Genomic DNA, 15370 nt, shown 5'->3' with positions numbered 1-15370 from the left:
GGCGACGGTTCAAGCGGTGAAGACCACAAACCGGGCGAAGCTCACACGGCCTGAACATCGTCCCGCCGCCGGACCGGGATCGCCAGCACGACCGCGAGCAGGATCGTGAACAGCGCGACGGACTGGTGCTTGATGCCCTCGATGCCGTCGCCGACGGCCGCGGCGCCGAACTGCGTCAGCGAGACGGCGAACAGGAACGCCAGCACGACGCCCAGCGCACCACGGCGCTGCGTCCAGGCTCTGACCAGCACGAAAAGCCAGATCGGCACCAGCGCGAACAGGCCGAGCGGGCTGAGCAGGCCGGTCAGCCACGACACCACCGGCACCCGGTACTCCTGCGCGTGCGGCGCGAAGCCCGCCTCCTGGTCGAAGCTGCCGAGGTAGTCGGGCCGGGCGGTGAGCTGGTCCGTGGCGGCCCGGTTCAGCACCTCCAGGGTCCGGCCGGGGTGGCTCGTGAAGTAGGCGACGACGTTCTCGCGGGTCATCTGCCCGCGGTACCGCGGGTAGAGAGGGTCCATCGTCACCGGGTGCGGGTGCCACCAGCCGTTGCCCGCGTACTGCGCGAACGACGGGGGCAGGCCGAGCTCGGCCAGGTCCGCCTGGGTGTCGTGCTTCCCGTCGACGATGTTCAGGAAGATCGAGTTGACCACGTTGATCTCACGCGAGTCGTCACCCGGGAACTCGCTGTACGTGCCGTCCGGCGCGCGGGCGGGTTCGACGCTCTGCTGCGCGGCCAGGGTGACGCCGCCAAGAGCACCGATGACCAGCACCGCCGCCGCCCACCGCTTCGGCCCGCGCAGCGTGCCCGGCCGGACCAGGAGCACCGCGAGCGCGAGGATCGGCAGGATCGTCAGCGTCTGGACCTTGGCGTTGACCGCCAGGACACCGCCGACCAGCGTCACCGCCATGCCCGCGTAGCTCCACCGGCCCTCGCGCGCGGTCAGGAGCAGGCCGCCGGCGACCAGCAGCACGCCGAGGAAGGCCGCGCCTTCGCCGAGCACCGCGGCGAAGTACCCGAAGAACGCCGAGTCGGCGACGACCAGCAGCAGTCCGGCGGCCACGGCCAGCCGGGCGCGGCGGGAGTACGGCAGGCCGAGCACGATCGCGGCGATCGCCGCCGCGGCGATGACGCTGCTCAGCAGGCCCAGCACGACCAGGCTGAGCGTCCCGGGCAGGCCGATCAGCCCCCCGATCCGGACGGCCAGGTCCGCGAGCCAGCTCTGCGTGAGCAGGTAGGTCGGCCGGCACGGCGGCACGCCGGGCACGGGTGTGTAGGCGAGGTGGACGAACGCCTCCGGCAGGCCCTTCCAGGTGATCCCGGCGCCGCACAGCACGCGGCCGCCGTCGCCGTTGTTGGACATCGCGACCGGGCGCGGCACAAGGAACCGCAGCACGAACAGCGCGAACGACGTCCCGAAGACCCCGATCCCGAGCTTCGCTTCGGCGCCCAGCCGGCGTTTCGGGACCTCGAGCTTCACGAAGGACAGGGTACGTAGCGGAAGTCCGGACCCTTGTCGAGGTCCGTGACCACCGACTTCGCCTGCTCCGCGCGCGGGTACACCGAGACCCAGAAGGGCGTGCCGACGCGGCGGAACGTGGCGACCTCGTACTTGCCCGCGTAGACCGGGTCGATCGCGCAGTGCTGGCGGTCGGCGTAGCCGCCGTCGGCGGGCACGGCGACGGTCGGGCGGCGGCCGTTGACGACGTAGTCGTAGTCGGTCGCGACGCCGCCGTCGTAGCGTCCCTCGCGCGCGATGTGGTCGTCGGTGCGGCCGAGGACGTCGATGATGAGCAGCTGGCCGCCGTGGGCCGCGAGCGCGCCGGGCGCGGCGGCGCTGACGACCGACCCGGGCGGCAGGTACCGGCCGAGCCAGCCGCCGATCTCGGTCAGCTCGGTGCCGTGCGCGCGCCAGTCTCGGACGCGGTCGAGCATCTCGGGGCTGAACACCGAGACGAGCACCGCGATGCCGGCGAGCCCGCAGGCGGTCACCGGCACGAGCCGCGTCGCGGCCGGCCACGCCCTCGGCCGCGGCGACGGCTTCGCGTCGGCGTCCACGGTCAGCACGCCGTACGCACTGACGGCCGCCACGGCGATCAGCGGCGGGACCGGGGCCAGCAGCCGCCACGACGGACCGGGGTCGCCGCCGATCAGCACCGCCGCGGCGGCGACCACGGCGGCGATCGCGAACAGCAGCCAGATCAAGGCGCGGGCCTCGACGGTAGTGACAACCGGGGGCTCCGCCACCCGGAACCCCCGAAACGCGGGTTCGGTGCGCCGCAGCAGCAGCGCGACCGCGGCGACCAGCCCGAGCAGCAGGAAACCCTGGTGCGCCAGGGCGAACCCGGACAGGTACGGCCAGCCGACGGCGACCTGCGAGCCGAGCGGCCCGCCGAGCTTCGCGGCCAGCGGCGCGGGGACGAAGTGCTGGTAGAACGTCGCGCGCCAGGCCAGCCGCGGGATCAGGAACACCAGCGCGCCCAGGACGTAGCCCACCGGCGCCCACCAGCTGTGCTTCTTCTTCAGCGCGGCGCCGATCAGCCACAGGCCGCCCAGGACGGCGACCACCAGCCCCTCCGGGCTGGTCATCACGGCGAACGCGACGAGCACCCCGGCGACCACCGGGCGGCGCGCCGCGAGCGAGTAGCAGACGGCGAGAAGGAGCAGCACGAACAGCGGGACCTCGGAACCGGACGGCCCGTAGACGGCGAGGCCGCCGGCGCTCGCGGTGAGCACCGCGGCGGCGACGCCGATCGCCGGCCGCGGCTCGGCGTCGGCTCCCGCGATGATCCGGTTCACCAGGAGGTAGGACAGGAGCACGCACCCGAGCGCGGCGAGGACGCCGAACACGACGGCGGTGGTCTCGACGTCGGCGCCGAACGCGGCCCGCGGCAGGGCGATCAGCACCAGCCAGAGGAAGTTCGTGTACCCCTCGACGCGTTCACCGGGGTTGAAGACCGGGCCGTTTCCGTCGGCGATGTTCTGCGCATAGCGGAACGAAACGAGCGCGTCCTCGGTGACGGTCGCGAACAACAGCTGGTGGAGCAGCGAAAGGCCGAGGGTGAGAGTGAGGACGAAGCCGCGCCAGCCGCGGTCGGTGTCGAGCCGGCCCCAGGTCAGCACCACGATCGCGGCGAGGACCAGCCACGCCACCACGACCGCGTAGACCACCCGGCCCCCTTGTGAAGATCGCTCCGCCCGGCGTCAGTCAAGCAGGGAAACGCACAGGTCAATATAACCCGTTCGGGTATCGCGAAGGGACAATCGCGAATCGTCCCGATCGGACTGCTCACCCCGGAGCGTCCCACTGATCGTTGTCGGCTTAGTCTCCACCGTGCTCTCCGTCTGCGTTGCCATTGTCGTCATCGCCGTCCCGGGCCTCCTGACGGGACTCGCCGCGGGAGTGCGCGGCTGGGCCCTGGCCGGATTGGCCCCGTTGCTGAGCTACGCCATCGGCGGCCTGACCGGGCCGTGGACGGCGGCGGTGGGGTGGTCGTTCACCCCGCTGACGTACGCCGTTTCGACCGTCGTGTTCGTCGCGATCGCTTACGGTGTCCGGAAACTGACGGTCCGGCGTTGGGCACCCGAGCCGGAACCCGGGCTGTGGGACCGACGCGGGCACCTCGCCGTGGGCGCGTGCCTGCTGTTCGGGGCGGCGGTGGGCTTTTACGCGACGCTGCGCGGCCTGGGCCACATCGGCGCGCTGCCGCAGGGCTTCGACGCGGTGTACCACGGGAACGCCGTCCGCTACATCGTCGACACCGGCGACGGCAGCCTGTTCGGCACGGGCCACGTGAACTGGTACGGCGACGCGGCGCCGGTGTTCTACCCCAACGCCTACCACCTGCTGGCGGCGGTGACGAACCGCCTGACCGGCGCGTCGATCCCGGCGACGCTGGACGCGAACACGCTGCTGCTGCCGGGTTTGCTGGCGTTGTCGCTGGTGACGCTGGTCCGCGAGTTCCGCGGGCGCGCGGTGCTGGCGGGCGCGGTGGCGCTGACGGCGGTGGCGCCGGTGGTGGGCGTCTACGAGTCGATGGACCGCGGGCCGCTGCTGCCGTTCGCGCTGGGCGTGACGCTGACCCCGCTGGCGGCGGTGGCGTTGCGGCGGTACCTGGAGCGCGTCGCGCCGGACACGGGTTTCGTGCTGCTGCTGGCGGCGGTGGGCTTGCTGTGCATCCATTCGTCGACGTTGTTCGGCGCGATCCTGTTCGCCGGGCCGCTGCTGGTGCAACGCTGGCTTTCGGGCTGGCGCCTGATCGGCCGCGACCTGCTGGCGCTGCTGCCGATCGCGGTGGTGTCGCTCCTGGTGGCGTGGCTGCAGTTGTTCGGGGCGCTGGGCCTGGCCACGGGCGGCATCCCGTACTACGGCTGGCCGAGCGAGTGGCGCGCGTCGACGGCGCTGGGGGCGTTGCTGGGGTTCCAGCACTTCGAAGCGCATCCGCAGGTGTGGCTGTCGGTCGCGCTGTTCCTCGGGTTCGTGTTCTTCGCGCGGGCGGGCGCGCTGCGCTGGATCGGCCTGACGGCGGGGGTGACGGGCCTGGCGTACATGGCGGTGGCGTCGTCGAACGCCCCGCTGGTGATGGCCCTTTCGCGGCCGTGGTGGGACGACCCGTACCGGTTCTTCTCGATGGCGGCGATCCCGCTGTGCGTCCTGGCCGCGCACGGCTTGGCCTCGACCCAGGCGTGGCTACGCGAACGGCTGCCCGCGCGCGTGCCGGCGGTGGCGGTCGCGGTGGTGGTGCTGCTGGGTTTCGTGGCGCTGACGAACGGCTTGTACTTCCGCTCGAACGGCGCGCGCGTGTACACGGGCTACCAACTCGCGGACCCGTCGAAGCTGATCGTGACGGCGGGCGAGGAAGCGGCGATGGAGGAGTTGGGCAAGCTGGCCGCGCCGGGCGAGTGGGCGATGAACGACCGCTTCGACGGGACGGCGTGGACGTACGCGCTGTCCGGCGTCCGGACGGTGGCCGCCCACTACGACGAGACCACGCCGCCCGCGGACGCCACGTTGCTGGCCGGGCGGTTCCGGGACTACCGGACCGATCCGGCGGTGCGGGCGGCGGTTCAGCGGCTGAACATTCATTGGGTGATCCTGGGGAAGCCTTCGACCGAGCCGGGGAAGCCCTATCAGGCGGGGTTGATCGGGTTGGCCGGAGAACCGTTCTTGAAGGAAGTTTGGCGCAATTCGGACGCGGTGATTTATCGGCTGGTGCCGTGAGTCGGTGATTCACGGGCACCCGGTCCCGAATGTTGATCAGGGTGCGAGTCCGGAGTTGTCCACATGTGCGTAACGGCTGTGGACAACTTGGGTACAACCGGTGGACAACCGGGTCAGGCGGGGGTGACCGCCGGGCGGGTCGAGCGGGCCGCCACCGCGGCCAGGCCCGCCGTCAACAGGTCCGCCACCGTGAACATCACCCGGGACGCCACCGCGAACGCCGTGGCCTGGCCGACCGTCAGGCCGCTGGCCGTCAGGACCGCCACCTGGGCCACCTCGCGGACACCTACCCCGCTCGGGAGGATGAACGCGAACGTCCCCACCGTCATGGCCACGGCCATCGCGCCCACGCACAGGACGAAACCGCTGAAACCGGGCGTGCCGACCGAGTTCGCCAGGAGCCACAGGTGGATCCCCTGCAGGCACCACGCCGCCGTCGAGGCGCCGAAGACCTTGCCCACGACGCGCCAGCTCAGGGGGTGGGCCAGCGGGGGACGGCGGAGGATCCGGAGCACCAGGGACGTGCCCCACGACAGGATCTTCGGGTGCAGCATCGCCAGGCCGACCGGGATCAGCACGAACAGCCACAGCGCACGGGGACTGTGGCTGAACACCGCCGGCGCCGCCAGGAGCGACACCACCAGCGCCGACACCACGCCCACGCCCAGCTGGATCAGCGAGCCCGTGAAGATGCGAGCCCGCGCGAGGCCCGCCTTGCGGCCCAGCTCCATCTGCAGCAGGTACGCCCAGACCGACCCCGGCACGTACTTGCCGAGCGAGCCGACCAGGCAGATCTGCGCTCCCCTGGCGTAGCCGATCGGCTTGCCCAGGTCGTCGACCATCACCTGCCAGCCCCAGGTCGACACCATGATCGCCGCGACCAGGGCCACCAGGCTGAGCAGCGACGACTGCCACGCGACGTCGTGCAGGGTGCGCCAGAACTCGCCCCAGTTCGAGGCCAGCTGCTTCGCCGCGAAGCCGATGACCAGCAGGATCGCGACCCATCTGACGACGTCGAGGATCTTCGCCTTGGTGGACTTCCGCTGCTTCCCGGCAGCAGGAAGATCCTCTGGCGTCTCAACTGTCGTCATCGACGGTCTCCTCAGGCCTGCACCGTGACCAGGCGGCTGAACTCGGCCAGCAGATCGTAGCCGTCCCACACCGCGGAGAACGTCAGGGCCGAGCCGAACGGCACGATCCGGTCGACGCCGCGGCCCGCCAGCTCGTGCGCGAACGCCGTCAGCTCCTCGGCCGTGAAGCCGAACTGGCTGACCGTCTGGTCCTTGCGCAGGACGATCGGTACCAGGTCGGACAAAGTGGACACTTGCGCGTTCGCGAACGTGCCGGCGCCGAGCCACTCGCGCGGCAGCACCGCCGGGTCCGTCAGCTCCAAGGTGGCCAGTCCGTTGCCGTCGAAGGCGATCTCCTTGACCAGCCCGTCGACCGCCGCGCCGTACGCCGAGACGCGTTTCTGGACCGCCATCGCCGGCTCGGTGACGTGCTGTTTCGCCGCCAAGACCGAGGCCAGCAGCGCGCGGAACTCCTGGCCTGCGGCCCGGGCGCCCGCCGGCTCGCCGACCCAGAACACCGCGCGCGGGGACGAGCAGGCGGCCTGGTCGAACCAGTACGAGTCGTTGTAGAAGCCCTCGGCGGCCGCGCGGCGCTCGGCTTCGGACGCTCGCTGCCAGCCCGCCACCGACGCGACGGCGAACGACGAGCGGTCCGGAAAGGTCAGGTCACGCGCGTGCGGCGCGAGGGGGTACGCGCGCAGCGCCGCGACCGAACCGTCGCCGCCCCAGACGACGCGCAGGTCGGCGGCCAGGGACAGGGCGCCGCTCACCTCGTCGCTGCGGTCGTACGTCACCATCCGCTGGGTCGCCGTGATGGCCTCCGCGACCGAAGCGTCCACTTCGGACAGTGCCGCGTTCAGCGCGTCCAGCACCGCCTCGGCGGCCCCGGCCGAGCGCGACGACACCCGCACGACGTTGTGGTTGCCCGCCAGCGCGGACAGCGCCCACGAGTAGACGAAGATCGTGTCGACGTTCGCCGGCGGCACGTGGAACACGAGCCCGCGCGGGAACCGCAGCGCGCCGCCCGAAGTGTCCAGAGTGGACAGTGCCTTGGCGATCTCGCCCTTGCGCAGGAAGAACCCGAGCGACGCCAGCTCCGGGAACCGGCGCGCGGTGGCCGGGGCCAGCAGCTTGCGGGCGAACTTCGTGATGAACTCGACGATCCGGGGGTCACCGACGCGCAGCCGGCCGCCCGGCGGCGAAGCGCGCAGCTCGTCGACCAAAGCGCCGACCTCGAGAGGAGCGGCCGCGGGGAACCGCTGGGTCAAAGAGGTCATGCCGCCGCTCCCGAGAAGGTGTCGGAGCAGCCGCGAGCCTCGGCCTTGGGCAGCCGGCCCAGCACGGAGAAGTGCTTGCCCGGCCAGTCGCCGTCGTCGATCCCGTTGTAGACGCCGAGGTCCTCGGTGAGCAGCACGTGGCCCGGGTACGACCGCGGCAGCGTCGAGACGACCTCGATCACGCCCGGCTCCCCGACCGGCTGCTCCTCCCACGTCTCCGGGTTCCGGATCACGACGTCGGCGAAGTCCGGGCAGTACAGCGAGTTCCCGGACGGACCTTCGAGGAACACGGTGCCGATCTGCTCGATCATCCCGTAGTAGTTGTGGATCCGGGTGAGGCCGGTGTCTTCCTTGAACCGCCGCCGGAACTCGGTGTTGTCCACCGCGCGGTCGATCAGCTTCTTCCAGCCACCGGAGTGGACGAGGATGCCGTTCGACAGGTCGAGGCCGTTGTCCCGCGCGACCTCGTAGAGGTACTGCCAGACCATGAACGTGAAGCCGAAGATCAGGAACGGCTTGCCGCCGTACTCGGCCAGGAACTTCTTGACCGCCTCGACGTCGGGCTTGTCGTTCTCGTCGAGCACGTACGTGTGCTTGCGGCCGAAGTTCGCCATGCCCAGCACGCCCGCGCCGCGTGCGGAGAACGAGCGCCGGTTCTTGATGATGCCGATGGTGTCGACCATCAGCATCGGCAGCCGCTCGCCGCCGAGGACTTCCTGCAGCGTCGCGCCCAGCTGCTTGGTCTGCGCGCCCGCCGCTTCCTTGTCCAGGTAGATCCGCGACGCGCCGGCGCCGGTGGTCCCGGATGACGTGAGGGTCTTGAACACCTCGCTGTCCGGCACGGACTTCAGGTCGTGCGTCTTGAACATCCGCACGGGCAGCCACGGCAGGTCGGCGATCGTGGCAAAGGAAGCCGATGGCGCGATTCCCAGCGACGACAGGATCCGCTCGTAGCCTTCGGAATTCGCCCGGTGGTGGGACGTCAACGAGACGAGCTCGGGCAGCAGAAGAGCCTCCCGGTCAGCCTGCGACCGAGTGAACACACTCATACCTTCGCCTCCAACGACCGGTAGTCGATCTTGCCGCTGGCCAGCAGCGGCACGGTGTCGATCGGGCGGACGTCGAACCCGCTGGCGTGCAGGTGCAGCCGCTCGGACAGCGCCCTCGACGCGTCCTTGCAGATGTCCTTGTCGACACCTTCGGCGAACAGCACCACCTTGTCGCCGGCGGGCACCGCCGCCACCACGTCGATCCCGACCGCCGCCGTGCGCACGGCTTGTTCGAGGTCGTCGAGGCTGACGCGGTTGCCGAACACCTTGCCGATGCGCTTGAGCCGCCCGGTGATGAACAGGTACCCCTCTTTGTCGAGGTACCCGAGGTCACCGGTGGCGAGCACGCCGCCGCATTCGTCGCCCTTGGCCAGGCCGGACTCGTCGTCCGCGTAACCCAGCATCACATTGGGCCCACGGTAGACGACCTCACCGACAATTTTCGGGTGCGTGGTCTCCGACCCGTCGCCGCGACGGACCGCGAACGCCCCGCCCGGCAGCGCCGGCCCGGCGGAACCGAGCTTTTCGGCCAGTCTTTCGGCGGGCACCGTGGTCATCCGCGGCGCGGCCTCGGTCTGGCCGTACATGACGTACACCCGGCCGCCGACGGCCAGCATCTTGTCGTTGAACTCGGTGATCAGCTCGTCGCGCAGCTTCCCGCCGGCCTGCGTCAGCGTGCGCAGCGTCGGGTACTTCGCGGGGTCGAACTTGAGCCGCCGCAGCATTTCGTAGTGGTACGGGACGCCCGAGAGGGACGTCACGCCGTACGTGGTCACCGCGTCCCAGAAGCCGCGGCCGAGCACGCCGGACGGCTCGATCACGACGGTCGCGTCGCGCACCAGGTGCGAGTTCAGCACCGAGAGCCCGTAGCTGTAGTGCAGCGGCAGGCAGGTGGGCGCGACCTCGTCGGAGTCGATGTCCAGCACCTGCGCGATGGCGTCGGCGTTGCTCAGGATCGCCTGCCGCGAGAGCCGCACGAGCTTCGGGTTGCCGGTCGACCCGCTGGTCGGGAGCAGCACGGCCAGGTCGGGGTGCGGCCGGACCCCTTCGGCGCTCGAGCGGACCCAGTCGGAGCCCTGCGCGGTGTACCCGTCGGGCGCGTCACCCGAAGCCGACAGCACGGCCGCCGGGCGGAAGCGCGAAACCAGCCCGGCCAGCACGTCGGCGTCCAGCGCCGGGTCGATCAGCGCGATCGCCCGCCCGGATTCGAACGCACCCAGGTACGTCAGCACGCTCGGCAGGTCGACCGCCATCCGCGCGAACACGACGCCGACCGGCAGCGTGGCCAGCTCTTCCATCCGCCGGCCGACCTCGGCCGACAGTTCCGCGCCCGCCAGCGTGCGGCCCCCGGCCACGTCCACCAGCCGAGCTCCCGCACCCAGCAAAGTCACAGCACCAAGCCTCCGTCGACGCCCAGCACCTGTCCGGTGACGAAGGACGCTTCGTCACTCACCAGGAACCGGATCGCGTTCGCCACGTCTTCCGCCCGGCCGAGCCGGCCGAGCGGCGTCTTGCCGGTGTTCTCCGCCTTCGCGTCGTCGCTCAGGCCCGCGGTCAGGTCGGTCTCGATCACGCCCGGCGCGACCGCGTTGACGCGGATGCCGGACCGGCCGAGTTCCTTCGCCGCCGACTTCGCGATGTTCGCCACCGCCGCCTTCGAGGCCGCGTACACCGTCTGACCAGCGCTTCCGTACTCGCCGACGATCGACGCGAGCACCACGATCGAGCCGGTCTTCTTGCGCATCATCGCCCGGGCTGCGGCCTGCACGGTGTGCAGCGTGCCGGCGACGTTCGTGCTCAGCGTCGTGTCGACGAGCTCCTCGCGGATCATGCCGAGGAGCGCGTCCTCCATGATCCCCGCGTTGGCCACGACGATGTCGAGCTTGCCGTGCTCCTTCGCGACGCCCCTGACCAGCGAAGACACCGCTTTGGCGTCGGTGACGTCCAGCGCGAGCCCGGCCGCCGCGCCGGCATTAGCAGCTGTATCACGGGCGCGGGCCTCGTCGCGGCCGGTGAGCACCACCGTCGCGCCCGCCTCGACCAGCGCGCGCACGGTGGCCAAGCCGATCCCCCGCGTCCCGCCGGTGACGAGCGCGACGCGACCGGACAGATCAGTCATTCTTCGCCTGCAGCTCGGTCACCATGTCCACGGCGACCTTGAAGCTCGACATGTCGATGACCTGGTCGGTGTCGAACTCGACGTCGAACTCGTCCTCGATGGCCGCGACCAGCGCCATGTGGCCGACCGAGTCCCACGCCTCGAGGTCGCGGTACTTCAGGTTCTCGACGTCGACGTCCGCGTCGAGGTCCAGCGCCTCGACGAAGACCTCGCGCAGCTTGGGGGCAAGCGGCTCCGCGGCCTGAGCGTCAAATTCAGCAGGCATCTGCATGACTCCTAGTGTTCCTCGCGCGGGCGGGCGTCCCACGCCTTGACCAAGGTAGAGAGGTCGCCGGGCAGGGTGGTGTCCGGGAGACCTTCCTTGCCCTTCAACCACGGTCCCAGCGCCTCGATCGTCGCCTCGTCGAGGCCGCGCCGGGACAGGCCCACGACGTTGATGCCGGTGACGCGCGCCGGGTTGCCGACGGCGATGGTGAACGCGCCGATCTCGCGCCGCACCGCCGAGCCCATCCCGATCATCGCGCCCGGGCCGACCACGACCTTCTGGTGCAGGATCGCGCCCATGCCGAGGTTGGCGCCGTCCCAGATGTGGCAGTGCCCGCCCGTGACGGCGTTGGACGCGATGGTCACGCCGTCGCCGACCAGGCAATCGTGCGCGATGTGGGAGTTGCGCAGGAAGTAGCCGTCGCTGCCGACCGTCGTCGTCCGCCAGGTCCCTTGGTGGACACTCACGTACTCGCGGATCCGGTTGCGGCTGCCGATGACGACCCCGTGGCCGTCGTGATCCGGGTCATGGCGCAGTGCCTCACTCCACGCCGCCGGGTGGGGGCGGTGGCGGTCCTCGCCGGGCGTGCCGATCGTCACGTGCGGGCCGATCCAGTTGCCGTCGCCGATCCGGGCCGGCCCGGCGATCACCGCGAACGGCCCGATCACGTTGTCGTCGCCGAGTTCGACGCCTTCACCGAGGACGGCGGTGGGGTGGATGCGGTTGGCCACGGGCGGGTATCCGTTCGTCGGCGGCTGGGTACTGGGCGTGCGGCAACGCCCGGTAGCGTGTGGCCCGCGTTCACGCAGGGCGGCCGGGCGCAGAATCGGCGGCTCATGGTACCGGACGCACCGAAATCGCCTGCCTGGAGAGACTGCCCATGATCCCCATCACCGTGGTCGACGTGCGCGACGCGGAAGATCTCGTCGTCGAGGTGCTGCGCTCCGGGGCCATCGCACAGGGCCCGATGGTCAAGCGCTTCGAAGACGCGTTCGCCGCCGTCTCCGGGACGAAGCACGCGGTCGCGGTCAACAACGGGACGACCGCGCTGGTCGCCGCGCTCCAGGTGCTCGGCCTCCGGCCCGGCGACGAGGTCGTCACCTCGCCATTCACCTTCGTCGCGACGCTCAACGCGATCCTCGAGGCCGGCGCGACCGTCCGGTTCGCCGACATCCGCCGCGACGACTTCGCGCTGGACCCGGACGCGGTCGCCGCGGCCGTCACCGACCGCACGAAGGCGCTCATGCCCGTGCACCTCTACGGCCAGACCGCGGACATGGGCAAGCTCGGCCCGCTGGCCGCCGAGCACGGCCTGGGGATCGTCGAGGACGCCGCGCAGGCCGTCGGCGCGACGTTCGAGGGCAAGCCGGCCGGTTCGTTCGGAATCGGCTGCTTCTCGCTGTACGCGACGAAGAACATCACGACCGCCGAGGGCGGCGTCATCACGACGGACGACGACGCGCTGGCCGACCGGCTTCGCGTGCTGCGCAACCAGGGCATGCGCGCCCGCTACCAGTACGAGGTCGCCGGCCACAACTACCGGATGACCGACCTGCACGCCGCCGTCGGCATCCCGCAGCTCGCGAAGCTGGACCAGCTGACCGCGGCCCGCCAGGCGAACGCGAAGCGGCTGTCGGACGGTCTCGCCGGCACGCCGGGCCTCGACCTCCCGCAGGTACTGCCGGGCCGCGAGCACGTCTGGCACCAGTACACCGTGCTGGTCGGGCCGCACGCGATGCTGTCGCGCGACGAGTTCGCCGCGGCGCTCACCGAGCGGGGCATCGGGAACGGCATCTACTACCCGAAGGTCGTCTTCGACTACGCCTGCTACCAGGGACACCCGCAGGTCCCCGACGCCCGTGTCGAGGACTTCCCGGTCGCCCGCACCGTGGCGGACCAGGCGATCTCGCTGCCGGTGCACCCGCACCTGACCGAGTCCGACCTGGACACCATCATCGAAACCGTTCGCGAGGTGCTGGGCGCATGACGCATCGGATCGCTCTTGTCGGGACCGGGAGCATGGGATCGCTGCACGCCCGCGTGCTCGCCGGCAACGAACGCGTGGACCTCGTCCGCGTGATCGACCCGCGCGAGGAAGCGGGCAAGGCCGTCGCCGAGCGGTACGAAACGCAGTGGACACCGGAAATCGGCTCACTGTCCGATGTGGACGCTGTGGTGCTGGCGTCGGCCACCGAGGCGCACTACGAGCTGGCGCAGGAGATCCTCGGCCAGGGCAAGCCGCTGCTGGTGGAAAAGCCGGTGTGCAACAGCTTCGAGCTCTCCCAAGAGATCGTCGCGCTGTCGGCGTCGAAGGACGTCCCGCTGATGTGCGGGCTGCTGGAGCGCTACAACCCGGCGGTGATGACCGCGCGGGCGCTGGTGAACGAGCCGGTGCACCTGATGGCCCGCCGCCACGGCCCGTACGCGCCGCGCATCAAGACGGGTGTCGCGTGGGACCTCCTGGTGCACGACGTCGACCTGGCGATACAGTTCTTCGGCGGCGCGACACCGTCGCGGGTCACCTCCGGCGCGGGCTACTTCCACCCGTCGTCGGTCGAGGGCGCGGAGGACACCATCGAGACGGTGCTGTCGTTCCCGACCGGCCTGGCCACGGTTTCGGCTTCGCGGCTGGGCCAGAAGAAGGTCCGGTCGCTGGTCGTGTCGGAGCTGGACCGGCTGATCGAGATCGACCTGCTGCGCCGCGACGTCACGATCTACCGGCACGTCTCGCACGACTCCGTCACCCCGGACGGCCTCGGCTACCGGCAGCAGACGGTGATCGAGATCCCGGAGCTGATCACGGCGCGCGAGCCCCTGGCTTCGCAGCTGGACCGGTTCTGCGACCTGCTGGAGGGCAAGGTCGACGCCGCCACCGAGCGCGAGCTGATCCTGCCCTCGCACCACGTCGTCGAGCAGGTCCTGACGCAGGCCGCGGCCTAGCTCACCGGCGCCGGGAACGCGGCCGGGCTCCGGCGCCCGCCGGGGCCCACCGCACGGACGGCGAAGAAGACGTTGTCCTTCGACAGGTCGATCTTCGCCGTCAGCGCCGGGCCGGCGTCGATCGCGTGCGTCCAGTCCGGCGCCGTCGTCTCGCGCCAAAGGACCTCGTAGCCGACCGCGCCCGGCGTCGCGTCCCACAGCAGTTCCGAGTCGTTCGTCAGCGCCGCCGTGCGGATCTTCACGCCCTTCGGCGTCCCGGGCGCCGTCGCGAGCGACCACAGCGCGGCCCCGTTCACCCGCGCGACCCGGGCGATGAACGGGAAGTCGCAGAACTCCGGCAGATCGCCGTACTGGACACCGTTCTCCACGCGGACGTCCTGGTGCTGGTGCGCAAAGTCCTCGGCGGGCTCGGTGAACCGCGCCGCCGGGTAGCCCTGTTCCAGGAAGCCGATGTGGTCGCCACCGCGCAGGTAGCGGTCGCGGCGGTAGATCACCCGGACCGTCATGCCGGTCGCGTCGTTCTCCGCGACGGACTTCACGAACCGCGCCAGCTGCCGCGGCGGCGAGTCGTTCTCGCCGCCGATGCTGCGCCGCAGGTTCGCCTCGGCCGGCGTCTCCGCCGTCGGGACGCCCTCGGCGAACAGCCGGACGGTCGTCGGGTCGCGCGTGCCGTCGTCGGCGCGGCTGGAGCCGACGATGTCGTCGGTGAACATCGCCTGGACGTCGGTGCCGGCCGCCTTGAACTGCTGCGCCAGGTAGCGCGCGCCGTAGAGGCCCTGCTCCTCGCCCGCGACGGCGGCGAAGACGATCGTCGCGGCCGACTGCCGGGTCGAGAGGACCCGCGCCAGCTCCAGCGAGACCGCGACGCCCGAAGCGTCGTCGTCGGCTCCCGGCGCGTCGCCGGTGAAATCCATGACGTCGGTGCGGCGCGAGTCGTAGTGCCCCGAAACGACGTACACGCGCCCGGGTTCGGTGGACCCGCGCAGCGTCGCGACGACGTTCGTGATCTTCGTCGGCACCGGGATCCGGTCGGCCGGGGGCTGGACGTACGACTGCAGCTCGACGGTCATCCGGCCTTGAGAAGCGGCCGCGACCTGCTGGAACTGCGCGAACAGCCAGTCACGCGCGGCGCCGATGCCGCGCACCGGGTCGTCTTGGGCGGACAGCGTGTGCCGGGTGCCGAACGCGGCCAGCCGCCGGACGGTCGCCTCGATCCGCCGCTCGTCGACCTGCCGGAGCAGCGCTCGCAGGTCCGGGCCGGGACGCTGGGGCCGGACCGGAACGCCGGGGCCGCCGGGTTGGGCCGCCGCCGCCGGGACACCCGCCGCGGAGACGACCACCGAAGCCGCCGATGCGGCGAGGAACGCTCGTCGAGAGGTCACGGATCCGGTCTTACGCCCACGCGGCGCCGCCGTGTACCGCCGACCGGAC

13 protein-coding genes are annotated in these 15370 nt (G+C 71.1%); 3 read left to right on the top strand and 10 right to left on the bottom strand.

Annotated elements, in window-relative coordinates; all coding sequences use genetic code 11:
- Positions 1-41: 41 nt before the first annotated feature.
- Both AB0M59_RS12995 and AB0M59_RS12990 read right to left on the bottom strand, forming a co-directional pair.
- Positions 42-1478 carry a hypothetical protein gene (locus AB0M59_RS12995; protein WP_364613282.1) on the bottom strand — a complete coding sequence of 479 codons (1437 nt, stop codon included), beginning with the start codon at positions 1476-1478 and terminating at the stop codon, positions 42-44.
- Positions 1475-3169, bottom strand: coding sequence for a hypothetical protein (locus AB0M59_RS12990; protein WP_364613279.1), 1695 nt, complete (start codon positions 3167-3169; stop codon positions 1475-1477). The genes AB0M59_RS12995 and AB0M59_RS12990 overlap by 4 nt, the downstream gene beginning before the upstream one ends.
- Before the next feature lie 163 nt (positions 3170-3332).
- Between AB0M59_RS12990 and AB0M59_RS12985 the strand changes: the two genes are divergently transcribed.
- A complete protein-coding gene (locus tag AB0M59_RS12985) occupies positions 3333-5219 on the top strand; it encodes a DUF6541 family protein (RefSeq protein ID WP_364613276.1) in 1887 nt (628 codons plus the stop codon).
- Positions 5220-5332: 113 nt separating this feature from the next.
- Here AB0M59_RS12985 and AB0M59_RS12980 read toward each other — a convergent pair whose 3' ends face one another.
- Genes AB0M59_RS12980 through AB0M59_RS12950 form a run of 7 tightly spaced genes read right to left on the bottom strand, consistent with a single transcriptional unit; the run spans position 5333 to position 11730 of the window.
- On the bottom strand, positions 5333-6310 hold the full coding sequence (locus AB0M59_RS12980; RefSeq protein WP_364613273.1) for a lysylphosphatidylglycerol synthase transmembrane domain-containing protein: 978 nt from the start codon (positions 6308-6310) through the stop codon (positions 5333-5335).
- An 11-nt stretch (positions 6311-6321) separates the two neighbouring features.
- Positions 6322-7566, bottom strand: coding sequence for an acyl-CoA reductase (locus tag AB0M59_RS12975; protein WP_364613270.1), 1245 nt, complete (start codon positions 7564-7566; stop codon positions 6322-6324).
- Entirely contained in the window at positions 7563-8615 is a 1053-nt protein-coding gene (locus tag AB0M59_RS12970) for an acyl-protein synthetase (protein ID WP_364613267.1), read from the bottom strand. Before AB0M59_RS12970 ends, AB0M59_RS12975 begins: the two co-directional genes overlap by 4 nt.
- A complete protein-coding gene (locus AB0M59_RS12965) occupies positions 8612-10006 on the bottom strand; it encodes an AMP-binding protein (protein ID WP_364613264.1) in 1395 nt (464 codons plus the stop codon). The genes AB0M59_RS12970 and AB0M59_RS12965 overlap by 4 nt, the downstream gene beginning before the upstream one ends.
- Positions 10003-10734, bottom strand: coding sequence for a glucose 1-dehydrogenase (locus AB0M59_RS12960; RefSeq protein ID WP_364613261.1), 732 nt, complete (start codon positions 10732-10734; stop codon positions 10003-10005). Before AB0M59_RS12960 ends, AB0M59_RS12965 begins: the two co-directional genes overlap by 4 nt.
- Positions 10727-10999 carry an acyl carrier protein gene (locus AB0M59_RS12955; protein ID WP_364613258.1) on the bottom strand — a complete coding sequence of 91 codons (273 nt, stop codon included), beginning with the start codon at positions 10997-10999 and terminating at the stop codon, positions 10727-10729. Before AB0M59_RS12955 ends, AB0M59_RS12960 begins: the two co-directional genes overlap by 8 nt.
- A gap of 11 nt (positions 11000-11010) precedes the next feature.
- Positions 11011-11730, bottom strand: a complete 720-nt coding sequence (locus tag AB0M59_RS12950) for a UDP-N-acetylglucosamine acyltransferase (RefSeq protein WP_364613255.1) — start codon at positions 11728-11730, stop codon at positions 11011-11013.
- A gap of 149 nt (positions 11731-11879) precedes the next feature.
- Between AB0M59_RS12950 and AB0M59_RS12945 the strand changes: the two genes are divergently transcribed.
- On the top strand, positions 11880-12986 hold the full coding sequence (locus tag AB0M59_RS12945; RefSeq protein ID WP_364613252.1) for a DegT/DnrJ/EryC1/StrS family aminotransferase: 1107 nt from the start codon (positions 11880-11882) through the stop codon (positions 12984-12986).
- The gene (locus tag AB0M59_RS12940; RefSeq protein ID WP_364613249.1) at positions 12983-13939 is read left to right on the top strand and encodes a Gfo/Idh/MocA family oxidoreductase; all 957 of its coding nucleotides are present in this window, start codon (positions 12983-12985) and stop codon (positions 13937-13939) included. Before AB0M59_RS12945 ends, AB0M59_RS12940 begins: the two co-directional genes overlap by 4 nt.
- Here AB0M59_RS12940 and AB0M59_RS12935 read toward each other — a convergent pair.
- Positions 13936-15321, bottom strand: coding sequence for a M20/M25/M40 family metallo-hydrolase (locus AB0M59_RS12935; RefSeq protein WP_364613246.1), 1386 nt, complete (start codon positions 15319-15321; stop codon positions 13936-13938). The two genes, AB0M59_RS12940 and AB0M59_RS12935, sit on opposite strands and share 4 nt — an antisense overlap.
- Positions 15322-15370 lie beyond the last annotated feature (49 nt).

This window comes from Amycolatopsis sp. NPDC051371 (assembly GCF_040682155.1).
In the GTDB taxonomy this organism is placed as follows: domain Bacteria; phylum Actinomycetota; class Actinomycetes; order Mycobacteriales; family Pseudonocardiaceae; genus Amycolatopsis.
This window is presented reverse-complemented; position numbering and strand designations above follow the sequence as displayed.